We start from the raw sequence: 22,255 nt of genomic DNA on the forward strand, positions 1-22,255 counted from the left end.
ATCAGACATATAGGGATCCGCTCACTCGGCGGGGGCGACCCCCGCCCGCAGCAGCCCGTACGTGTAGGCGTCCTCCAGGGCCTGCCACGAGGCGGCGATGACGTTCTCCGCGACACCCACCGTGGCCCACTCCCCCGTGCCGTCCGACGTGGAGATGAGGACCCTGGTCGTGGACTGGGTGCCGTGCACGCCCTCCAGGATGCGGACCTTGTAGTCGACCAGGTCGAGCTTGGCCAGCTCCGGATAGATCTTCTCCAGGGCGACGCGCAGCGCCCGGTCCAGGGCGTTGACCGGGCCGTTGCCCTCGGCGGTGGCGACGATGCGCTCGCCCTTGGCCCAGAGCTTGACCGTGGCCTCGTTGGCGTGGGTGCCGTCGGGGCGGTCCTCGGCGATCGCGCGCCAGGACTCGACGTCGAAGTACTTGAGCGGCCTGCCCTCGGCCTCGGCGCGCAGCAGCAGCTCGAAGCTCGCGTCGGCGGCCTCGTAGGTGTAGCCCGCCAGCTCGCGCTCCTTGACCCGCTCCACGACCCGGCCGACCAGCTCGCGGTCGCCGCCGAGGTCGATGCCGAGCTCCTTGCCCTTGAGCTCGATGGAGGCGCGGCCGGCCATGTCGGAGACCAGCATCCGCATGGTGTTGCCGACCAGCTCGGGGTCGATGTGCTGGTAGAGGTCCGGGTCGACCTTGATCGCGGAGGCGTGCAGGCCGGCCTTGTGGGCGAAGGCGGAGACGCCCACGTAGGGCTGGTGGGTGGAGGGGGTGAGGTTGACGACCTCGGCGACGGCGTGGGAGATGCGGGTCATCTCGCGCAGCCGGCCCTCGGGCAGCACCTTCTTGCCGTACTTCAGCTCCAGGGCGGCCACGACCGGGAACAGGTTGGCGTTGCCGACGCGCTCGCCGTAGCCGTTGGCCGTGCACTGGACGTGGGTCGCGCCCGCGTCGACCGCGGCGAGGGTGTTGGCGACGGCGCAGCCGGTGTCGTCCTGGGCGTGGATGCCGAGCCGGGCACCGGTGTCGGCCAGCACCGTGGCGACCACCGCCTGGATCTGCGCCGGGAGCATGCCGCCGTTGGTGTCGCACAGGATGACGACGTCGGCGCCGGCCTCGGAGGCAGTACGCACGACCGACTTGGCGTACTCGGGGTTGGCGCGGTAGCCGTCGAAGAAGTGCTCGCAGTCGACGAAGACCCGGCGGCCCTGCGCCTTGAGGTGGGAGACGGTGTCGGCGACCATCGCCAGGTTCTCGTCCAGCGTGGTGCGCAGGGCCAGTTCGACGTGCCGGTCGTGCGACTTGGCGACCAGGGTGATCACCTGGGCGCCGGAGTCGAGCAGCGCCTTGACCTGGTGGTCCTCGGCGGCTTTCGCGCCCGCGCGGCGGGTGGAGCCGAAGGCGACCAGCTGGGCGTGCTTGAAGTCGATCTCCTGCTGGGCACGGGCGAAGAACTCGGTGTCCCGCGGGTTGGCGCCGGGCCAGCCGCCCTCGATGAAGCCCACACCGAAGTCGTCCAGGTGCCGTGCGATGGCCAGCTTGTCCGCGACCGTGAGGTTGATGCCCTCGCGCTGCGCGCCGTCGCGCAGGGTGGTGTCGAAGACGTGGAACGAATCGTCGAGTTCGCTGGTTGCGGTCATGATCTGAAGGCTCCTGTATGGGATCTCGGTCTACCGGAATGACCGGTTCCACCGTCCGTCTATGATCCCTCGCGCTCTCTTCCCGGCTGGGGGTGGGCCAGGAAAGCGAAAAACCTCTCGCGGGTGCGAGAGGTCTGCGCGCGGGTCGAGGACGACGGTGTCCACCCGTACCTGGTCGTACGTGGTGGTCACTGCGGACCGGCGCGCCTGCTGCCAATAATCATGGCGAACGAGAGCACGGGGGGAGTCTGGCACATTCCGTCCCCGTGCTCACCGCCCGTCTCAGGATGCGAGCGGTGAGCGTCCGGATCAGGACGGCTCCGGCCGCCGGGACCGCCGCTCCGCCCGGGGCGGCTCAGGGCCGGGCGAGGAGTCCGTCGGCGAGGAACTCACGCACGTGGCCGAGCACCTGCTCCCGGTCCGTGCCTCGCAGGCCGATCGCCACGTGGATGGCGAAGCCGTCGAGGAGGGCCCGCAGCCGGGACGCGAAGCGGTCGGGGTCGACGGGGCGGAACTCGCCGCGGGAGATGCCCTCGGCGAGCAGCGCGACCAGGTCGCGATGCCAGGCTCCCTCGATGGCGGCCTGCCGGTCGCGGGCCTCGTCGGGGGCGTTCTGTGAGCGGTTCCACACCTCCAGCCACAGTGTCCAGTGCGGGTCGCGGTGGCCGTCGGGGACGTACACGTCGACGTAGGCGTCGAGGCGTTCACGGACGGTGCCGGGCCGGGTGAGCAGTCGGCCGCGCTCGGCGCCGAGGCGGCCCTCGCTCCACTCCAGGGTGCGCAGCAGCAGTTCGTCCTTGGAGCCGAAGTAGTACAGGAGGTGGCCGCTGCTCATGCCGACCTCGCGGCCGAGCGCCGCCATGGTGAGTTTCTCCAGGCCGCGCTCGGCGATCATCTCCATGGCGGCGGCGAGGACGTCCTCGCGGGGCGGTGCGTTCTTCCGCGCTCGCGCCGCACCGGCCATGGCTGACTCCTTCTAGATCCTCGGCTGCTGTTGCGTGATGCAGTGGATGCCTCCACCGCCCGCGAAGATCGTACGGGCGTCCACCGGTGTCACCGTGCGCTCGGGGAACAGGCGGCGGAAGATGCCCGCCGCGAGTTCGTCGTTCGGGTCGTCGAAGGAGCAGAGGACGACGCCGTCGTTGCACAGGTAGTGGTTGATGTACGAGTAGTCGACCCAGTCGCCCTTCTCGTCCTTCAGGACGGTCGGGGCGGGTACCTCGACGACCTCCAGGGGGCGGCCCTTGGCGTCGGTCCGGCCGTGGAGGATCTCCAGGTACGTCCGGGAGCGGGCGTGGTCGGGGTGGGCGGGGTCGCGCTGGCTGTGCACGACGACGGTTCCCGGCCGGGCGAAGGCCGCGACGATGTCGACGTGGCCCTGGGTGCCGTACCTGCCGTAGTCGCCGGTCAGGCCGTGCGGGAGCCAGATCGCCTTGGTGGTGCCGAGCTTGGCGTGGATCTCCGCCTCGACCTGCTCGCGGGTCCAGCCGCAGTTGCGGCCGGAGCCGAGCTGGACGGTGTCGGTCAGCAGGACCGTGCCCTCGCCGTCGACGTGGATGGCGCCGCCCTCGTTGACGAGTGCGCTGCCCAGGGCGGGGACACCGGCGAGGTCCGCGACGTGGCGGGCGATCTTGGAGTCGTGCTCCCAGCGGGCCCAGTCCTGGGCGCCCCAGCCGTTGAACACCCAGTCCACGGCGGCGAGCCCGCCCTGCCCGTCCGTCACGAAGGTCGGGCCGATGTCCCGCATCCAGGCGTCGTCCAGTTCGCGCTCCACCAGGTCGACGTCCGGGCCCAGCAGCTCGCGCGCGGTGTCGCCCTGGCCGGGTCCGTGCACCATCGTCACCGGCTCGAAACGGCGCACCGCACGGGCCACGGACGCCCAGGCCGCACGGGCCTCGGCCAGCTCCACGTCGTCGGTGAACGTCGGGTTGGGGCCTGGCCAGGCCATCCAGGTGCGTTCGTGCGGGGCCCACTCGGGGGGCATGCGGAAGGTCATGGAGGTGTCCCAGGAGGTCGGAGGAGCGTCAGAGGAAGTAGAGGCGGTTGAGCGAGACGGATTCGGCCGGTTCGGAACGCAGCGGGTCGCCGTCGAGGGTGACCAGGCCGGTGCGCTGGTCGACGTCGACCGCGCCGGTACGTGAGTTCAGGCGCAGGTCGGCCGGGCCGATGCCGCGGGTGCCGCGTACGGCGACCCGGCGGCGCCTGGTCGGCATGGTGTCGCGACCCTGGTCGAGGGCGGCCTGGGCGACGAAGGCCACCGATATCTCGGCGGGCGTGGCGCCGTGCGCGCCGAACTGGGGGCCGAGGACGAGGGGTTCGCAGGTGTCGGTGGCCGCGTTGGGGTCGCCCACCACGCCGTAGGCCGGGAAGCCCGACTTGAGGACCAGCTGCGGCTTGGCGCCGAAGTGGTCCGGGCGCCACAGCACGATGTCGGCGAGCTTGCCCACCTCGATGGAGCCGACCTCGTGGGACAGGCCGTGGGCGATGGCGGGGTTGATGGTCAGCTTGGCGATGTAGCGCAGCACGCGTTCGTTGTCGTGGTCGTCGTCCGGGGCGCCGAACTGGGCCTTCATCTTCCCGGCCATGGCGAAGGTGCGGCGGACGGTCTCGCCGGCCCGGCCCATGCCCTGCGCGTCGGAGGAGGTGATGCCGATGGCGCCCAGGTCGTGCAGCACGTCCTCGGCGCCCATGGTCCCGGCGCGGATGCGGTCGCGGGCCATGGCGGCGTCGCCCGGCAGGTCGGTCTTCAGGTCGTGGACCGAGACGATCATGCCGTAGTGCTCGGCGACCGCGTCCCGGCCGAAGGGCAGGGTGGGGTTGGTGGAGGAACCGATGACGTTCGGCACACCGGCCATCTTCAGCACGTTGGGCACGTGTCCCCCGCCGCAGCCCTCGATGTGGAAGGCGTGGATGGTGCGGCCCTCCAGGACGCGGAGGGTGTCCTCGACGGAGAGGCATTCGTTGAGGCCGTCGCTGTGCAGGGCGACCTGGACGTCGTACTCCTCGGCGACGCGCAGGGCGGTGTCGAGGGCGCGGGTGTGGGCGCCCATGTCCTCGTGCACCTTGAAGCCGCTCGCCCCGCCCTCGGCCAGCGCCTCGATCAGCGGCGCCTCGTGGGACGAGGAACCCCGGCCCAGGAAGCCGATGTTGACCGGCCAGGCGTCGAAGGCGCCGAACGCGTGCTTCAGCGCCCAGGGCGAGTTGACGCCGACGCCCCAGACCGGGCCGAACTCCTGCCCGATGATCGTCGTCACGCCGGAGGCGAGCGAGGCCTCCATGATGCGCGGGGAGAGCAGGTGGACGTGAGTGTCCACGGCTCCCGCGGTGGCGATGAGACCCTCGCCGGACACGATCGAGGTGCCCGTGCCGACCACGACGTCGACGCCGTCGAGGGTGTCGGGGTTGCCGGCCCGGCCGATGGCGTGGATGCGCCCCTCGCGGATGCCGATCGACACCTTCCGGATGCCCTGCACCGCGTCGATCACGACCACGTTGCTGATCACGACGTCGCAGGTCTCGCGGACGGCGGCGGCCTTGAGGTGCAGTCCGTCGCGGGCGGTCTTGCCGAAGCCGGCGAGGAACTCGTCGCCGTAGTGCTGCGCGTCGGACTCGACACGGATCACCAGCCCCGAGTCGCCGAGGCGGAGCCGGTCGTCGGCGCGGGGGCCGTGGGTGGCGGCGTAGGCGTACGGGTCGACGCTCATCGGTCTGCTCCCAGATATCCGCAGGCGGCGGCCCGGCGCAGGGCCTCTTCCTTGGCGCCCGGTGCGTCCAGCGGTCCGTCGACGAGACCGGCGAAGCCGATGGCCACGCGCGCGCCGCCGATCGGTACGAGCCCCACCTCGACGCGTTCGCCGGGGCCGAAGCGGACCGAGGACCCGGCGGGGACGGCGAGGCGCGTGCCGTAGGCCCGCTCCCGGTCGAACTCCAGGCGCGGGTTGGCCTCGAAGAAGTGGAAGTGGGAGGTCACGGAGACGGGCACGGTCGCGGTGTTGGTGACCGGGAGACGCAGCGCCGCCTCGGGTTCGGCGTGTTCGCGTCCCGGCAACAGGGCACCGGGGGCGTCGGCGCCGAGCCCGCCGCCCCCGACGGGGTCGGAGACGACCGCGAGGCGGGAGCCGTCGTCGAAGACGGCCTCGACGTGCACCTCGGTGACCACGTCCGCGACGCCGGGCAGGACGTCGTCCGGGCCGAGTACGGACCGGGCGCGCTCGATGGCCTCGGTGAGGCGGGCTCCGTCGCGGGCGGCCTCGCACACGGTGTCCGCGATCAGCGCGGTCGCCTCCGGCACGTTCAGCCTGAGCCCGCGGGCCCGGCGGGCCCGGGCCAGCTCGGCCGCCCCGAAGAGCAGCAGCCGGTCACGTTCCGTGGGGGTCAGTCTCACGACGCGGCACCTCCTTGCCTTCCCGAGATTAGAGCACCACTCTAAAAGAGAACATCACTCTAAGCGCGGAATACATGCAGCGGAACCGTTGACGCGCACCCCGGGCACACGTCACATTGAACGTCGCTCTAAATCCCCGGGCGGCCGTCGAAGGAGACCAGTCATGCCGATAGAACAGCGCGGAGTCGACACCATCCCCGAAGCGGAACGCACCAGTGGGCCCCGGGACCTGGTCTCGATCCTGCTGGGGTCCAATCTCTGTCTGGGCGTGATCGTCTTCGGCTGGCTGCCGCCGTCCTTCGGCCTCGGCTGGTGGGCGTCGGTGAGTTCGGTGGTCGCGGGGACGGTCGTCGGCACGGTCTTCACGGCCCCGCTGGCCCTGATCTCCCTGCGCACCGGGACCAACCTCTCCACGTCCTCCGGCGCCCAGTTCGGTGTGCGCGGGCGGCTGGTCGGCTCGGTGGTCGGACTGCTCCTGGCCCTCGGCTACACCGCGCTGACCGTGTGGATCGGCGGGGACGTGATGGCGGGCGTGCTCGGGCGGCTCTTCGGAGTACCGCAGGGCGGCGCGACGTACGCCGTCGTCTACGGCCTGCTCGCCGCCGCGACCGTCGCGGGCGCGGTCTACGGCTACCGGGTGCTGCTCGCCATGTCCCGGGTGCTGGCCTACGGCATGACCGCGCTGCTGGTCCTCGGCGTGATCGCCTACGCCCCCGACTTCAGCACCGCCGCGCTGCCGGAGGCGGGCGGGTATCTGCTGGGCGGGTTCTGGCCGACGTGGCTGCTGGCCGCCGTGGCCGCGGGACTGTCCGGGCCGATCGCCTTCATCACGCTGCTCGGCGACTACACCCGCTACATCTCCCCGGCCCGCTTCTCCTCCCGCCGGGTGCTGCGCGCGACCTGGCTGGGACTGCTGCTGGGCCTGCTGGTCCCGCAGCTGTTCGGCACCTTCACGGCGTACGCCGCCCGTGCCGCCCTGGACTACGCGGGCCCGCTGGTCGACGCCGCCCCCGCCTGGTACCTGGTCCCGCTGCTGCTGGCCGCCTCGGCCGGCTCGGTCGGCAACGCGGGGCTGATGCTGTACTCGATGGGCCTGGACCTGGACGCCATCCTGCCGCGGGCCTCCCGGGCCCGTGCCACCTGCGCCGTCGCCGTCGTCGCCACGGCCTGTGTCTTCGCCGGTCACTACGCCTGGGAGGCGCAGTCGGCGATGACGTCCTTCGTGCTGCTGCTGACGGCGATCGGCACCCCGTGGGCGGTCATCACGATGATCGGCTCGGTCCGCTGCGGCGGGGTCTACGACGCGGACGCCCTCCAGGTCTTCAACCGCCGGGCGCGGGGCGGGATCTACTGGTACCGGTCCGGCTGGAACATCCCCGCGACGGCCGCCTGGGCGGTGGGCGCGGTGGTCGGCGTGCTGGCGGTGTCCCTGCCGTCGTACGAGGGCCCGCTGCTGTCCCTCACGGGCGGGGTGGACTGCAGCTTCCTGCTGTCGGGGCTGGTGGGCGGGGTGGTGTACGTGCTGTGCACGCCGGGGGCCGCTGTGGCGTCGGCGCCCGAGGAGAAGTTGCTCGCTGCTTGTCCGACCGAGTCGGGTGGTGGGCGGGCATAGGCCGGGGGTCCGGGGGCGGAGCCCCCGGCGCGGCGGCCCGCCCCCACCCGGGGCGGGTTACGCCAGCGTGTGCATCCACCCGTGCGTGTCCTCGGCGGTACCCCGCTGGATGTCCAGCAGCGCGTCCCGCAGCCGCTGCGTCACCTCGCCGGTCTCGCCCCCGCTCTGCTGCCACTGCGCACCGGTTCGCTTGACGGTGCCGACGGGCGTGATCACGGCCGCGGTACCGCAGGCGAAGACCTCGGTGAGGGTGCCGTTCTCCGAGTCGCGCTGCCACTGGTCGACCGAGACGCGGCCCTCCTCCGCCTCGTAGCCGAGGTCACGGGCGACGGTGAGCAGGGAGTCCCGGGTGACGCCCTCCAGGATGGAGCCGGTGAGAGTCGGCGTGACGATCTTGTTGCCGTACACGAAGTACAGGTTCATGCCGCCCAGCTCCTCGACCCACTTGCGCTCGAGGGCGTCGAGGTAGCAGACCTGGTCGCAGCCCTTGGTGGCGGCCTCGGCCTGGGCGAGCAGGGAGGCCGCGTAGTTGCCGCCGGTCTTGGCGTCGCCCATGCCGCCGGGGACGGCGCGGACGCGGTCCTCGGAGACCCAGATGGAGACCGGCTTGACGCCGCCCGGGAAGTAGGCGCCGGCCGGGGAGGCGATGACGATGAAGAGGTACTCGTTGGCCGGCTTGACGCCCAGGCCGACCTCGGTGGCGATCATGAAGGGACGCAGGTAGAGGGACTCCTCGCCGCCGTGCGCCGGGACCCACTTCTCGTCCTGCGTGACCAGCGCGTCGCAGGCCTCGATGAAGGTGTCGACCGGAAGCTCGGGCATGCCGAGGCGCCGCGAGGAGGCCTGGAAGCGGGCGCCGTTCTTCTCCGGGCGGAAGGTGGCGACGGAGCCGTCGGGCCGCCGGTAGGCCTTCAGTCCCTCGAAGATCTCCTGCGCGTAGTGCAGGACCATGGTGGCCGGGTCGAGGGAGAGCGGGGCGTACGGAACGAGCTGGCCGTCGTGCCAGCCGCGGCCCTCGGTCCACCTGATGGTCACCATGTGGTCGGTGAAGTGGCGGCCGAACCCGGGGTTGGCCAGAATCGCCGCGCGCTCGGAGTCCGAGAGCGGGTTGGCGGAGGGCTTGAGCTCGATCGTGGGCGTCGTCATGGGTGGCTGTCCTTCACCGGTATGTGTTGTGACGGGCCGCGATCACGCCCGTACGGCCGGTGGCCGGTGCTAGGACGTCCGAGCATTCCCTCAAGTCGCGGCTTCGCGTTCGATTATCCCGCACGGGCTGACGCACGGACGGACGCGGTGGGCGGCGACGGATGAAACGGGGTGAATGCGGCCCAGGGTTCGATGGTCGCACCTGGCGGACGCAGGAGAAAGCCGCCGGGTGCCTTGTTTTTGGACCCGGCGGCTTCGAAACGGATTCGATCGAGTGGCGCGGCGGGTGTCAGCCGGCTACTCGTACGGCGAGTGCGTCGCCGATCTCCGAGGTGGAGCGGGCGGGCAGGTCGCCGCGCTCCGCGAGGTCGGCCGAGACCGCGTCCTCGATGCGGGTCGCCTCGGCCTCGTGACCGAGGTGGCGCAGCAGCAGGGCGACGGACAGGACCGTGGCGGTGGGGTCGGCCTTGCCCTGGCCGGCGATGTCGGGCGCGGAACCGTGCACCGGCTCGAACATCGAGGGGAAGTCGCCGGACGGGTTGATGTTCCCGCTGGCGGCGACGCCGATGCCGCCGGAGACGGCCGCGGCGAGGTCGGTGATGATGTCGCCGAAGAGGTTGTCGGTGACGATCACGTCGAAGCGGGCCGGGTCGGTGACCAGGTAGATGGTCGCGGCGTCGACGTGGATGTAGTCGGTGGTGACCTCGGGGTACTCCGCGGCCACCTTGTTGAAGACGTCGGTCCACAGGTGGCCCGCGAAGGTCAGCACGTTGTTCTTGTGGACCAGCGTGAGCCTCTTGCGGGGGCGGGCCTGGGCGCGGGCGAAGGCGTCACGGACGACGCGCTCGACGCCGTAGGCCGTGTTGACGGACACCTCGGTGGCGACCTCGTGCTCGGTGCCCTTGCGGATGGTGCCGCCGTTGCCCGTGTACGGGCCCTCGGTGCCCTCGCGGACGACGACGAAGTCGATCTCGGGCTGGCCGGCGAGCGGGGTGGCGACGCCGGGCAGGAGCTTGCTCGGCCGCAGGTTGACGTGGTGGTCGAAGGCGAAGCGGAGCTTGAGCAGGAATCCGCGCTCCAGCACGCCGGACGGCACCGACGGGTCGCCGATCGCGCCGAGCAGGATGGCGTCGTGCGCCTTGAGGGCGTCGAGGTCGGCGTCGGTGAGGGTCTCACCGGTGGCGTGGTAGCGCCGGGCGCCGAAGTCGAACTCCTTGGTCTCCAGCTTCGCATCCTGCGGGAGGACGGCGGAGAGGACCTTCAGACCTTCGGCCACGACCTCCTGGCCGATGCCGTCACCGGGAATTACTGCGAGATTGAGGATGCGAGAGCTTGCCGACATGCGCAGCACCCTACTCCTCGTCCCACGGGATGACACGAGGCGTCCGGCATGCGGACGCCACTGTCGTCCGCGCGGCTCAGTGGCCGGTGGCGCCGCCGTTGTCCCGGCGGTCGAGGGCGCGCTGCAGGGCGGCCGCGGCGTTCTTGCGGTCGGAGTCGCTGGTACGGGAGAGGTGGCGGACTCGGCGGCGGACGGTGGTCTCGGCCATGGGAATCGACTCCTTCGGCACAGCACACGGGGTGCGGAGAAAGGGGATTGCGAGAGGCCGGAAGAGGCGGGGAGCGCGGTGCCGCAGGGGTTGCCTGCACGGGCACGGACTCACGGCCGCCATTCGCTCGATCGAGCGGGACGTTCGGCTCCTACAAAGTTAAGGGAGCCCGCCGTGTCTGTCTGCACAATTACTCGGACTTCCTACTATCTGAGACGGTGCCCTCGCTCACACCGCTGCGACCTGCGAAAACGCCCGGCGGGCCAGGTCGGTCGACCTGGCCCGCCGGGCGTTCGCGTGCGGGCGTCAGCCCATGTGCGGGTACGTGTAGTCGGTCGGCGCGACCAGCGTCTCCTTGATGGCGCGGGTCAGCGTCCAGCGCATCAGGTTCTGCGGGGCGCCGGCCTTGTCGTTGGTGCCGGAGGCACGGCCGCCGCCGAAGGGCTGCTGGCCGACCACGGCGCCGGTCGACTTGTCGTTGATGTAGAAGTTGCCGGCCGCGTAGCGCAGCTTCTCCATCGTGTACGCCGCCGCCGCACGGTCGTTGGAGATGACCGAGCCGGTGAGCGCGTAGTCGGAGACCGACTCCATCTGGGTCAGCATCTCGTCGTACGCGTCGGCCTTGCTGTCGTCGTACACGTACACGGCGAGGAACGGGCCGAAGTACTCGGTGCGGAAGACCTCGTTCTCCGGGTCGGAGCACTCGACGACCGTCGGGCGGACGAAGTAGCCGACCGAGTCGTCGTAGGAGCCGCCCGCGACGATCGTGCAGGTCTCGTCCGCCTTGGCCCGGTCGATGGCGGCCTTGTTCTTGGCGAAGGACCGCTCGTCGATGACGGCGCCCATGAAGTTCGACAGGTCGGTGACGTCACCCATGGTGAGGTAGTCGACCTCGGCGGCGAACTCCTCCTTGAACCCGTCGTTCCAGATGGACGCCGGGATGTACGCGCGCGAGGTGGCGCTGCACTTCTGGCCCTGGTACTCGAAGGCGCCGCGGGTCAGCGCGGTCTTGAGCACGGCGCGGTCGGCGCTCGGGTGGGCGACCAGGAAGTCCTTGCCGCCGGTCTCGCCGACCAGGCGCGGGTAGGTGCGGTACTTCTCGATGTTGTTGCCGACCGTCTTCCACAGGTGCTGGAAGGTCTTGGTCGAGCCGGTGAAGTGGATGCCCGCGAGGTCGCGGTGCTCCAGGGCGACCTCGGAGACCGCGACGCCGTCGCCGGTGACGAGGTTGATGACGCCCTTGGGCAGCCCGGCCTCCTCCAGCAGCTGCATGAGCAGCACGGCGGCGTGGGTCTGCGTCGGGGACGGCTTCCAGACCACCACGTTGCCCATCAGGGCCGGGGCGGTGGGCAGGTTGGCGGCGATCGCGCTGAAGTTGAAGGGCGTGATCGCGTAGACGAAGCCCTCCAGCGGGCGGTGGTCCATGCGGTTCCACACGCCCTGGGAGTTGGCCGGGGGCTGCTCGGCCAGGATGCCCCGCGCGTAGTGGACGTTGAAGCGCCAGAAGTCGATCAGCTCGCAGGGGCTGTCGATCTCGGCCTGCTGGGCGGTCTTGGACTGGCCGAGCATGGTGGAGGCGGCGATGGTCTCGCGCCACGGGCCCGACAGCAGCTCGGCGGCGCGCAGGATGATCGCCGCGCGGTCGTCGAAGGACATCGCGCGCCACGCGGGTGCGGCGGCCAGGGCGGCGTCGATCGCGTCCTGGGCGTCCTGCTGCGTGGCGTTGGCGTACGTGCCCAGGCGCGCCTTGTGGTTGTGCGGCTGCACGACGTCGAAGCGCTCACCGCCGCCCATCCGCTTCACACCGCCGATGGTGCAGGGCAGATCCACGGGGTTGTCGGCGAGGTGCCGGAGCTTCTCCTCCAGGCGAGCGCGCTCCGGGGAACCGGGCGCGTAGCCGTGCACCGGCTCGTTGACGGGGGTGGGGACCTGGGTCACAGCGTCCATGGGTTCCGTAACTCCTTTAACTGAGCGGTCTTGCGAGCGGGTGGGCTCAGCCCTTGCTGACCATCGAGCGGGCGAAGAACCGGAGGTTGGCCGGCTTCTCCGCCAGACGGCGCATGAAGTAGCCGTACCAGTCGGTGCCGTAGGCGGTGTAGACGCGCATGCGGTGGCCCTCGGCGGCGAGCCGCAGGTGCTCGTCGCCGCGGATGCCGTACAGCATCTGGAACTCGTACTCGTCGAGCTTGCGCCCGGCGGTGCGGGCCAGCTCCTGGCCGATGGAGATCAGGCGCGGGTCGTGCGACCCGATCATCGGGTAACCCTCGCCCTCCATCAGCGTGCGCAGGATGCGGACGTACGCCTTGTCGATCTCGTGGCGCTGCTGGTACGCGACCTCTGCGGGCTCCTTGTAGGCGCCCTTCACCAACCGTACGCGAGAGCCGCTGTCGGCGAGGCGGCGCGCGTCGGCCTCGGTGCGGAAGAGGTAGGCCTGGATGACGCAACCGGTCTGCGGGAAGTCCTTCCGCAGCTCCTCGTGGATGGCGAACATCGAGTCGAGGGTGGTGTGGTCCTCGGCGTCGAGGGTGACCGTGGTGCCGATCCCGGCGGCGGCCTCGACGACCGGGCGGACGTTCTTCAGGGCGAGCTCGTGGCCGCCGTCCAGCGCCTGGCCGAACATGGAGAGCTTCACCGACATCTCCGCGCGGGTACCGAGCTCCAGCGGCTTGAGCCGGTCGATCAGCTCCAGGTACGCGTCGCGGGCGGCCTCGGCCTGCGCGGGGGTGGTGATGTCCTCGCCGACGACGTCCATCGTCAGTTCCAGGCCCTGATCGGTGAGGTCCCGGACGATCGGCACGATCTGGTCGACCGTCTCGCCGGGGATGAACCGGTCGACGACCGGCTTGGTCACGGGCGCGGCCGAGACGAGACGACGCATCCGGTCGCTGCGCGACGCGGCGAGAATCACGGGACCCAGCACGGGGCACCTCCACTTACCAACCAACACAGGGGCCGCTGCCCGACGTAAGGGGGAACGGCACGGAGAACCACCGTGAAATCTAAGGATCCCCCCGATGGTCGGCCATCGACAGCTGTCACGCATCCGTGCCACGGATCTCAGACAGATGTATGAAGGCCGCGCGCAAATGCGGCAGAATGCCCGGGTGACGTCGGATTCCAGAGGTTCCACAGGCTCCGGTGGGACCCGTGGTGACTACCAGGAGCTGGTCGACGAGCTCTCCGAGCTGCTGGGCGCGCCCGCGACCCTGGAGAACCGCGACTTCGAGCTGATCGCCTTCGGTGCCTACGACAGCGAGGGCGACCTCGACCCGTCCGCCCTCGACCCGGTGCGCACCCGCTCGATCCTCACCCGGCGGTCCACCGCCGCGGTCCGGGCGTGGTTCGAGAGCTTCGGCATCACCCGCGCGACCGGCCCGGTCCGCATCCCGCCGACCCCCGAGGCGGGGGTGTACCGGGGGCGCACCTGTCTGCCGGTACGCCATCGGGGTGTGGTCCTCGGCTACGTGTGGCTCCTGGACACCGACCCGGGCCCGACCGAGCGGCAGCTGACGGCGGCCATGGAGGTGACGGCGCGGATCGGGGCGCTGCTCGCCGACGAGGCGCAGCACGGCGCTGACCTGAGCCGGGAGCTGCGGGCGGTGCTGACGGCCGAGCGGGACTGGCAGCGGGACATGGCGGTGGCGGAGCTGCGCAGCGCGCTGGGCGCCCGGGCCGAGACCCCGCACGCGGTGGTCTGTGTGGCGCCCTGGCCCTCGGCCGGCCCCGACGACGCGCCCTCGGTCCGTACGGTGCCGGGCGCCACGGCGCTGTGCACGGTGCCGTGGGGGACCTCGGCCGTGTCGCTGGCGCTGCTGGTCCGGCTGCGCTCGGCGGACGTGCAGACCCCGGCGACGTCGGCGGCGGGGCGGCTGCTGGAGCGGGCGGGGGCCCGGGGCCCGGGCGGGCCGGCAGGTGCGGCGGGCGGCGTCGCAGCCGGTGTCTCCGCGTCGCGCACGGGTCTCGCGGACCTGGGGACGGCCTGGTGGGAGGCGTCGGCGGCGGCCCGGGCGGCGCGCGCGGAGGCGCGGTTCGGGCCGGTCGCACAGTGGACGTCGATCGGGGCGTTCCGCCTGCTGGCCTCGCTGCCCCCGCGCTCCGCCGACGATCCCGCTGTCCGGGCGCTGCTCTCCCCCGCCCACCGCGAACTCGCCCGCACGGCGGAGGTGTACCTGGACTGCGCGGGCCAGGCCGGCCGCACCGCCGCCGAGCTGGGCGTCCACCGCCAGACGCTGTACTACCGCCTGTCCCGCGTCGAACAGCTCACGGGCCTGGACCTGGACGACGGCGAGGACCGGCTGCTGCTGCACATGGCGCTCAAGGCGCGTCGCCTGTAGCGGCCTCGATCACCCGGCGGAGCCCTTCGGTGATCCGGTCCGCGCCGGGCGCGGTCTTCGGATCGAAGGTCCACTGCGCGATGAGACCCGTCATCAGCGTCACGTAGAACATGCCGAGGGTGTCGAGCTCGTCCTCGGAGACGTCCTCCTCCCGCCCGCCCATGAGCAGCGGGATGAACCCGCGCCCGGCCTCCTGCTGGGCCTTCGCGAGGTGGTCGCGCAGTTCGGGCAGCTGGTCGCCGATGACGATGATCTCCATGCTGAGCCGCCACGGGGAGCCGGGCTCCTTCATGGTGGCGATGACGTTCGACCAGACCTCGCGGAACCGCTCGACGGAACCGGGCTCGGTGGTCAGCCCCGCGGTTCCACCGCCCTCGAACGCGTCGGCCATGTCCTCGACCAGCGCCACGTAGGCCTGCGCCAGCAGGGCGTCCTTCGAGCCGTAGTGGTAGCCGATGGAGGCCAGGTTGGTCCCCGACTCCTTGACGATGTCGCGCGCCGTGGTGCGCATGAATCCCTTCTGCAGCAGGCAGCGCTTGGCGCCTTCGAGCAGATCCTCACGGTGTCCCATGGCGTCACCTTACCCAGCAGCCCATACGGGCGTATTAAACAGCCGTTCTAGACATGCGTATAAGACATGCGTACAGTCTCCCTCATGACAACGAACCCGTCCCGGGCCGGCCGCCGTGAGTGGACCGCACTGGGCGTACTGATGCTTCCGCTCCTCCTGATCTCCATGGACGTCTCGGTCCTCTACTTCGCGATCCCGGCGATCAGCGCGGACCTGGAGCCGAGCGGAACCCAACAGCTGTGGATCTTCGACATCTACGGTTTCGTCCTGGCCGGCCTGCTGATGACGATGGGCTCCGTCGGCGACCGCATCGGCCGCCGCCGGCTGCTGCTCGCCGGTGCGGCCGCCTTCGGCGCGGCCTCCCTGGTGGCGGCGTACGCGAACAGCGCCGAGACCCTGATCGCGGCCCGCGCCGTCCTCGGCATCGGCGGCGCGACCCTGATGCCGTCGACGCTGGCCCTGGTGCGCACGATGTTCACCGACCCGGCCCAGCGCGCGAAGGCCATCGCCCTGTGGTCCGGCGTGATGACGGCCGGTGTCGCGCTGGGCTCGGTGCTGAGCGGCGTCCTGGTGGAGTACTTCTGGTGGGGCTCGGTCTTCCTGGTCAACCTGCCCGCGATGGCGCTGCTCCTGATCCTCGGCCCGTTACTGCTGCCCGAGTCCAGGGACCCGGCCCCGGGCCGCTTCGACTGGCCGAGCGTCCCGCTCTCGATGGCCGCGGTGCTCCCCGTCGTCTACGGCCTCAAGGAGATCCCGTCCGAGGGCTGGAACGTCCGCTACGTCGTCTCGGTCACCGTCGGTCTGCTCTTCGCGGCCCTGTTCGTGCACCGGCAGCGGACGACGGCGTCACCGATGATCTCCCCGGCGCTGTTCCGCGGGCGCGGCTTCGCCCCGGCCGTCGCGCTGAACCTCGTCTCGGCGTTCGGGATGTTGGGCTCGGCCTTCTTCACCACGCAGTATCTGCAGTCGGTGCTCGGCAAGAGCGCGATGGAGGCCGCCCTGTGGGCGCTGCTGCCCTCGGTGCCGATCGGCTTCGCCGCCCCGGTGGCGACCTCGCTGGTGCAGCGGGGCGTGCACCGTGCCCACGTCGTCACGGCCGGCTTCGCGATCGCCACGTGCGGTTACGGCCTGCTGGCCCTCGCCGGTACGGACTCGATGTGGCTGGTGCTCGCCGCGTGCGGCGTCCTCGCGTCCGGGATCGTCATGGTGATGTCCCAGCTGATGGACCTGGCCCTGGGCACCGTACCGGTGGAGCGGGCGGGCTCGGCGTCCTCGCTGATGGAGACCGGCACGGAGTTCGGCGGGGCGCTCGGCATGGCGGTCCTCGGCTCCATCGGCACCGCCGTCTACCGCCACGGGGTCCCCGACTCGGCGCCGGCCGCGGCCCACGAGACGCTGGGTGGCGCGCTGACCGTCGCCGACCGGCTGCCGGGGCGCGCGGGAGACGCCCTGGCGACGGCGGCACGGGAGGCGTTCACGCAGGGGATGCAGGGCGCGGCGATCGCGGGCGCGGTGGTGCTCGCCGGCGCGGCGGTCCTGGCGGCGACGACCCTGCGCCGGGTGCGGGTGCACGAGGAAGCAGGCACGCAGAACGCCGGACAGGCTGACTCACTCAGCCCGTCCGGCGTCTGAGGACGAGGCCCGTTCAGGGCCGCAGCGGGGGTCCGGGGGCAGCGCCCCCGGGCCTCACACCAGGTTGACGGACCTGGCCGACGTCGCCCCGATCTCCGCCGAGACCTCCGCCAGCACCCCGGCGGGCACCGTGTCGTCGACGGTCAGGACGGCCAGCGCCTCGCCGCCCACCGTCGCACGGGCGACCTGCATGCCGGCGATGTTGATGCCGGCCTCGCCGATGACGCGGCCGACGGTGCCGACGACGCCGGGGCGGTCCTCGTAGCGCAGGACGACCATGTGGTCGGCGAGGGCGAGGTCGACGTCGTACTCACCGACGGCGACGATCTTCTGAAGGTGCTTCGGGCCGGCCAGCGTGCCGGAGACCGACACCTCCTCGCCGTCCGCGAGGGTGCCGCGCACCGTGACGACGTTGCGGTGCTCCGGGGACTCCGAGCTGGTGGTCAGCCGGACCTCGACGCCGCGCTCCTGGGCGAACAGCGGGGCGTTGACGTAGGAGACGGTCTCGTCGACGACGTCCTCGAAGACGCCCTTGAGGGCGGACAGCTCCAGCACCTTCACGTCGTGCTGGGTGATCTCGCCGTAGACCTCGACGTCGAGGCGGACGGCGACCTCACCGGCGAGCGCGGTGAAGATGCGGCCGAGGCGCTCGGCGAGCGGCAGGCCCGGCTTGACGTCCTCGGCGATGACACCGCCCTGGACGTTGACCGCGTCGGGGACCAGCTCACCGGCGAGGGCGAGACGGACCGACTTGGCGACGGCGATGCCGGCCTTCTCCTGGGCCTCGTCGGTGGAGGCGCCCAGGTGCGGGGTGCAGACCACCTGGTCGAACTCGAACAGCGGCGAGTCGGTGCAGGGCTCCTTGGCGTACACGTCGAGGCCGGCGCCGGCGACGCGGCCCTCCTTGAGCGCCGAGTACAGCGCCTCCTCGTCGACGATGCCGCCGCGCGCGGCGTTGACGATGCGGACGCTCGGCTTGACCTTGCGCAGCGCCTCGTCGCCGATCAGGCCGAGGGTCTCGGGGGTCTTGGGCAGGTGGACGGTGATGAAGTCCGAGACCTCGAGCAGCTCGTCGAGGGACAGCACCTTGACGCCCATCTGCGCGGCCCGCGCGGGCTGTACGTAGGGGTCGTAGGCGACGACCTTCATGCCGAAGGCCGACATGCGCTGCGCGACGAGGGCGCCGATGCGGCCGAGGCCGACGACACCGAGGGTCTTCTCGGCCAGCTCGACGCCGGTGTACTTGCTGCGCTTCCACTCGCCGTTCTTCAGCGCGGCGTTGGCCTGCGGGATGTTGCGGGCGGTGGCGATCAGGAGACCGCAGGCCAGCTCGGCGGCGGTGACGATGTTGGAGGTCGGGGCGTTGACCACCATCACGCCGGCCTTGGTGGCGGCGGAGACGTCGACGTTGTCCAGGCCGACCCCGGCGCGGGCGACGACCTTGAGCTTCTTGGCGGCGGCGACGGCCTCGGCGTCGACCTTGGTCGCGGAGCGGACCAGGATCGCGTCCACGTCGGCGATGGCGGGGAGCAGTTCGGCCCGGTCCGCGCCGTTGCACTGGCGGATCTCGAAATCGGGGCCGAGCGCGTCCACGGTCGCGGGCGACAGCTCTTCGGCGATGAGTACGACGGGTTTCGAGCTCACGTGAGTCCTCACAAGTCCAATGCGGACGGCCGTCCCGACGGCCGCATTCGGTGTCGCTAAGCCGCGTGGAAGACGCACGACGCTGTGGGCCTGACGCGTATGTGTTCAGCAGTGTAGTGGCGTGGCGGTGGTCGTCCTGCGCCTGTGCGGAAGGATCACCCGGAAGTGGCCGCGAGGGTGCCCGGCACACGGGCACCCTCACGGGGCAGAAGGCTTTACGCCTCCTCGTCGACCCAGCTCATGAGCTTGCGCAGCTCCTTGCCGGTGGTCTCCAGCAGGTGCTCGGAGTCCTGCTTCTTGTACTCGTTGTACTTCTTCAGACCGCCGTGGTACTCGTCCATCCAGTTCTTGGCGAACGTGCCGTCCTGGATCTCGGCGAGGACCTTCTTCATCTCGGCCTTGGTGGCGTCGGTGATGATCCGCGGGCCGGTGACGTAGTCGCCCCACTCGGCGGTCTCGGAGATCGACCAGCGCATCTTCTCCAGGCCGCCCTCGTACATGAGGTCCACGATCAGCTTCAGCTCGTGCAGGCACTCGAAGTAGGCGATCTCCGGCTGGTAACCGGCCTCGGTCAGCGTCTCGAAGCCTGCCTTGACCAGCGCGGCCGTACCACCGCAGAGGACGGCCTGCTCGCCGAACAGGTCGGTCTCGGTCTCCTCGGTGAACGTGGTCTTGATGACGCCGGCACGGGTGCCGCCGATACCCTTGGCGTAGGACAGGGCCAGCGCGAAGGCGTTGCCGGAGGCGTCCTGCTCGACGGCGGCGATACAGGGAACGCCGCGGCCCTCCTCGTACTGACGGCGCACCAGGTGGCCCGGGCCCTTGGGGGCGACCATGCAGACGTCCACGCCGGCCGGGGGCTTGATGAAGCCGTAGCGGATGTTCAGGCCGTGGCCGAAGAACAGGGCGTCGCCGTCCTTCAGGTTGCCCTTGATGTCCTTCTCGTAGACCTCGGCCTGGATCGGGTCCGGGACCAGGATCATGATCACGTCGGCCTCGGCGGCGGCCTCGGACGGGCTCACCACGCGCAGGCCCTGCTCCTCGGCCTTGGCCTTGGACTTGGAGCCCTCGTGCAGACCGACGCGCACGTCGACACCGGAGTCGCGCAGCGACAGGGCGTGGGCGTGGCCCTGGCTGCCGTACCCGATGACCGCGACCTTGCGGCCCTGGATGATGGACAGGTCGGCGTCGGCGTCGTAGAACAGCTCGGCCACTGGGTTCTCTCCTTGTGTGCAGGTGTTGCGTCCCACCGTATGCCGGTGGGGGGAAGGGAAGTTTCGGGGTCTCGGAATGCGGGCGGCCGGTGGTGTCCGCGGCCGCCCGTTTCCGTCGTTATGCGGACCGGTCGAGTGCGCGCAGCGAGCGGTCCGTGATCGAACGGGCGCCGCGGCCGATGGCGATCGTGCCGGACTGGACGAGTTCCTTGATGCCGTACGGTTCCAGCATCCTGAGCATGGCGGTCAGCTTGTCGCTGCTGCCGGTGGCCTCGATGGTGACGGCCTCCGGGGAGACGTCGACGGTCTTGGCGCGGAACAGCTGGACGATCTCGACGATCTGGGAGCGCGTCTCGTTGTCGGAGCGCACCTTCACCAGAACGAGTTCGCGCTGGACGGCCTGGGTGGGCTCCAGCTCGACGATCTTGAGCACGTTGACGAGCTTGTTGAGCTGCTTGGTCACCTGCTCGAGCGGGAAGTCCTCGACGCTCACCACGATGGTGACGCGGGAGATGTCGGGGTGCTCGGTGACGCCGACGGCGAGCGAGTCGATGTTGAAGCCGCGGCGGGAGAAGAGGGCGGTGATCCGCGCCAGGACGCCGGGGGTGTTCTCCACCAGGACGGAGAGCGTGTGCTTGGACATGGTCTCTTCGGTCTCTCTCGCTCAGTCGTCTTCGTTGTCGCCGAAGTCGGGGCGGACGTCCCGGGCGGCCATGATCTCGTCGTTGGAGGTGCCGGCGGCGACCATCGGCCAGACCATCGCGTCCTCGTGGACGATGAAGTCGACGACGACCGGGCGGTCGTTGATGGAGTTGGCCTCCTCGATCACCTTGTCGAGGTCGGCGGGGTCCTCGCAGCGGATGGCGTAGCAGCCCATGGCCTCCGACAGCTTCACGAAGTCGGGGACCCGGGTGCCGCGGGCGTCCGGGTTGACGTCCTCGGGGCCGGAGTGCAGCACCGTGTTGGAGTACCGCTGGTTGTAGAACAGGGTCTGCCACTGGCGGACCATCCCGAGGGCGCCGTTGTTGATGACGGCGACCTTGATCGGGATGTTGTTCAGGGCGCAGGTGGTCAGTTCCTGGTTGGTCATCTGGAAGCAGCCGTCGCCGTCGATCGCCCAGACGGCGCGGTCGGGCATGCCGGCCTGGGCGCCCATGGCGGCCGGGACGGCGTAGCCCATGGTTCCGGCGCCGCCGGAGTTCAGCCAGGTGGCGGGCTTGTCGTACTGGACGAAGTGCGCGGCCCACATCTGGTGCTGGCCGACGCCGGCCGCGAAGATCGTGCCCTCGGGTGCCAGCTGCCCGATGCGTTCGATGACCTGCTGCGGGGAGAGCGAGCCGTCCTCGGGCTGGTCGTAGCCGAGGGGGTAGGTCTCGCGCCAGCGGCTCAGGTCCTTCCACCAGGCTGCGTACTTCGACGCGGCGGCCTCGCCCCGGTTGCCCTCGTCGTGCTCCTTCTGGACCGCCTGCACCAGGTCGGCGATGACCTCGCGGGCGTCACCGACGATCGGGACGTCGGCGGCGCGGTTCTTGCCGATCTCGGCCGGGTCGATGTCGGCGTGGACGATCTTGGCGTACGGGGCGAAGCTGTCCAGCTTGCCGGTGACGCGGTCGTCGAAGCGGGCTCCGAGGGCGACGATCAGGTCGGCCTTCTGCAGCGCGGTGACGGCGGTGACCGCACCGTGCATGCCCGGCATTCCCACGTGCAGCGGGTGGCTGTCGGGGAATGCGCCGAGCGCCATCAGGGTGGTGGTGACGGGCGCTCCGGTGAGTTCGGCGAGGACCTTCAGCTCGGCGGTGGCGCCGGCCTTGAGGACGCCGCCGCCGACGTAGAGCACGGGGCGCTTCGCGGCGGTGATGAGCTTGGCCGCCTCGCGGATCTGCTTGGCGTGCGGCTTGGTGACCGGGCGGTAGCCGGGCAGGTCCATGACCGGCGGCCAGGAGAAGGTGGTCTTCTTCTGGAGGATGTCCTTGGGGATGTCGACCAGCACGGGGCCGGGGCGGCCGGTGGAGGCGATGTGGAACGCCTGCGCGATCACCTTGGGGATGTCCTCGGCCTTGGTGACCAGGAAGCTGTGCTTGGTGATCGGCATGGTGATGCCGACGATGTCCGCCTCCTGGAAGGCGTCCGTGCCGATCGCGGACGACACCACCTGCCCGGTGATCGCGACCAGGGGCACCGAGTCCATGTTGGCGTCGGCGATCGGGGTGACCAGGTTGGTGGCGCCGGGTCCCGAGGTCGCCATGCAGACGCCCACCTTGCCGGTGGCCTGGGCGTAGCCGGTGGCGGCGTGGCCCGCGCCCTGCTCGTGACGGACCAGGACGTGGCGCACCCTGGTGGAGTCCATCAGCGGGTCGTAGGCCGGAAGGATCGTGCCACCGGGGATGCCGAATACGGTGTCGGCGCCGACCTCCTCGAGAGAGCGAATGAGGGACTGCGCACCCGTGACGTGCTCGGGGGCGGACTGTCCTCCGGATCGGGGCCGGGGCTGCGGGTGAGCCCCGGTGGCCTGCTCGGTCATCGGCGTTCTCTTCTCGATGCT

Annotated in this window: 18 protein-coding genes; 3 read left to right on the forward strand and 15 right to left on the reverse strand. The window is 70.8% G+C overall.

Going from position 1 to position 22,255, the window contains the following annotated elements; all coding sequences use genetic code 11:
• Positions 1 to 21: 21 nt before the first annotated feature.
• From cimA to ureA, 5 genes are all read right to left on the reverse strand, one after another.
• Complete coding sequence (gene cimA, locus ABS735_RS29170; RefSeq protein ID WP_373904432.1) at positions 22 to 1,626, reverse strand: citramalate synthase; 1,605 nt, start codon at positions 1,624 to 1,626, stop codon at positions 22 to 24.
• A gap of 355 nt (positions 1,627 to 1,981) precedes the next feature.
• Positions 1,982 to 2,590: a TetR/AcrR family transcriptional regulator gene (locus ABS735_RS29175; protein WP_373904433.1), complete on the reverse strand. Its 609-nt coding sequence runs from the start codon at positions 2,588 to 2,590 to the stop codon at positions 1,982 to 1,984.
• Between the two features lie 12 nt (positions 2,591 to 2,602).
• Entirely contained in the window at positions 2,603 to 3,622 is a 1,020-nt protein-coding gene (locus ABS735_RS29180) for an agmatine deiminase family protein (RefSeq protein WP_373904434.1), read from the reverse strand.
• A 28-nt stretch (positions 3,623 to 3,650) separates the two neighbouring features.
• Complete coding sequence (locus ABS735_RS29185; protein WP_373904435.1) at positions 3,651 to 5,330, reverse strand: urease subunit alpha; 1,680 nt, start codon at positions 5,328 to 5,330, stop codon at positions 3,651 to 3,653.
• Positions 5,327 to 6,010, reverse strand: coding sequence for an urease subunit gamma (ureA, locus tag ABS735_RS29190; protein WP_373904436.1), 684 nt, complete (start codon positions 6,008 to 6,010; stop codon positions 5,327 to 5,329). Before ureA ends, ABS735_RS29185 begins: the two co-directional genes overlap by 4 nt.
• Before the next feature lie 163 nt (positions 6,011 to 6,173).
• On the opposite strand from ureA, the gene ABS735_RS29195 reads away from it, so the two are divergent.
• Positions 6,174 to 7,622, forward strand: coding sequence for a cytosine permease (locus ABS735_RS29195; protein WP_373904437.1), 1,449 nt, complete (start codon positions 6,174 to 6,176; stop codon positions 7,620 to 7,622).
• A 57-nt stretch (positions 7,623 to 7,679) separates the two neighbouring features.
• On the opposite strand, the gene ABS735_RS29200 is transcribed toward ABS735_RS29195, so the two are convergent.
• The 5 genes from ABS735_RS29200 to ABS735_RS29220 all read right to left on the reverse strand — a co-directional run bounded on the left by ABS735_RS29200 (position 7,680) and on the right by ABS735_RS29220 (position 13,238).
• The gene (locus ABS735_RS29200) at positions 7,680 to 8,768 is read right to left on the reverse strand and encodes a branched-chain amino acid aminotransferase (protein WP_373904438.1); all 1,089 of its coding nucleotides are present in this window, start codon (positions 8,766 to 8,768) and stop codon (positions 7,680 to 7,682) included.
• Between the two features lie 289 nt (positions 8,769 to 9,057).
• A complete protein-coding gene (locus ABS735_RS29205; RefSeq protein WP_373904439.1) occupies positions 9,058 to 10,110 on the reverse strand; it encodes a 3-isopropylmalate dehydrogenase in 1,053 nt (350 codons plus the stop codon).
• A 76-nt stretch (positions 10,111 to 10,186) separates the two neighbouring features.
• Entirely contained in the window at positions 10,187 to 10,318 is a 132-nt protein-coding gene (locus ABS735_RS29210) for a hypothetical protein (RefSeq protein ID WP_007444772.1), read from the reverse strand.
• 306 nt (positions 10,319 to 10,624) lie between these two features.
• Entirely contained in the window at positions 10,625 to 12,265 is a 1,641-nt protein-coding gene (gene pruA / locus ABS735_RS29215) for an L-glutamate gamma-semialdehyde dehydrogenase (protein WP_373904440.1), read from the reverse strand.
• A gap of 46 nt (positions 12,266 to 12,311) precedes the next feature.
• Positions 12,312 to 13,238 (reverse strand): proline dehydrogenase family protein, encoded by a 927-nt coding sequence (locus tag ABS735_RS29220; RefSeq protein WP_373904441.1) that lies wholly within the window; start codon positions 13,236 to 13,238, stop codon positions 12,312 to 12,314.
• A 166-nt stretch (positions 13,239 to 13,404) separates the two neighbouring features.
• On the opposite strand from ABS735_RS29220, the gene ABS735_RS29225 reads away from it, so the two are divergent.
• Positions 13,405 to 14,652, forward strand: a complete 1,248-nt coding sequence (locus ABS735_RS29225; RefSeq protein WP_373904442.1) for a PucR family transcriptional regulator — start codon at positions 13,405 to 13,407, stop codon at positions 14,650 to 14,652.
• Here the strand turns inward: ABS735_RS29225 and ABS735_RS29230 are convergent.
• Entirely contained in the window at positions 14,633 to 15,223 is a 591-nt protein-coding gene (locus ABS735_RS29230; RefSeq protein WP_373904443.1) for a TetR/AcrR family transcriptional regulator, read from the reverse strand. The genes ABS735_RS29225 and ABS735_RS29230 overlap by 20 nt on opposite strands.
• A gap of 66 nt (positions 15,224 to 15,289) precedes the next feature.
• On the opposite strand from ABS735_RS29230, the gene ABS735_RS29235 reads away from it, so the two are divergent.
• Positions 15,290 to 16,855, forward strand: a complete 1,566-nt coding sequence (locus tag ABS735_RS29235; protein WP_373904444.1) for an MFS transporter — start codon at positions 15,290 to 15,292, stop codon at positions 16,853 to 16,855.
• 54 nt (positions 16,856 to 16,909) lie between these two features.
• Here the strand turns inward: ABS735_RS29235 and serA are convergent, their stop codons facing one another.
• From serA to ABS735_RS29255, 4 genes are all read right to left on the reverse strand, one after another.
• Complete coding sequence (serA, locus tag ABS735_RS29240; RefSeq protein ID WP_373904445.1) at positions 16,910 to 18,499, reverse strand: phosphoglycerate dehydrogenase; 1,590 nt, start codon at positions 18,497 to 18,499, stop codon at positions 16,910 to 16,912.
• A gap of 215 nt (positions 18,500 to 18,714) precedes the next feature.
• The gene (gene ilvC, locus ABS735_RS29245; protein ID WP_373904446.1) at positions 18,715 to 19,713 is read right to left on the reverse strand and encodes a ketol-acid reductoisomerase; all 999 of its coding nucleotides are present in this window, start codon (positions 19,711 to 19,713) and stop codon (positions 18,715 to 18,717) included.
• 118 nt (positions 19,714 to 19,831) lie between these two features.
• Entirely contained in the window at positions 19,832 to 20,356 is a 525-nt protein-coding gene (gene ilvN, locus ABS735_RS29250) for an acetolactate synthase small subunit (protein ID WP_373904447.1), read from the reverse strand.
• Positions 20,357 to 20,377: 21 nt separating this feature from the next.
• Positions 20,378 to 22,234, reverse strand: a complete 1,857-nt coding sequence (locus ABS735_RS29255; protein ID WP_373904448.1) for an acetolactate synthase large subunit — start codon at positions 22,232 to 22,234, stop codon at positions 20,378 to 20,380.
• Between the last annotated feature and the right edge of the window lie 21 nt (positions 22,235 to 22,255).

The sequence above is a fragment of the Streptomyces sp. MMCC 100 genome, from assembly GCF_041538145.2.
Taxonomy (GTDB): Bacteria; Actinomycetota; Actinomycetes; order Streptomycetales; family Streptomycetaceae; genus Streptomyces.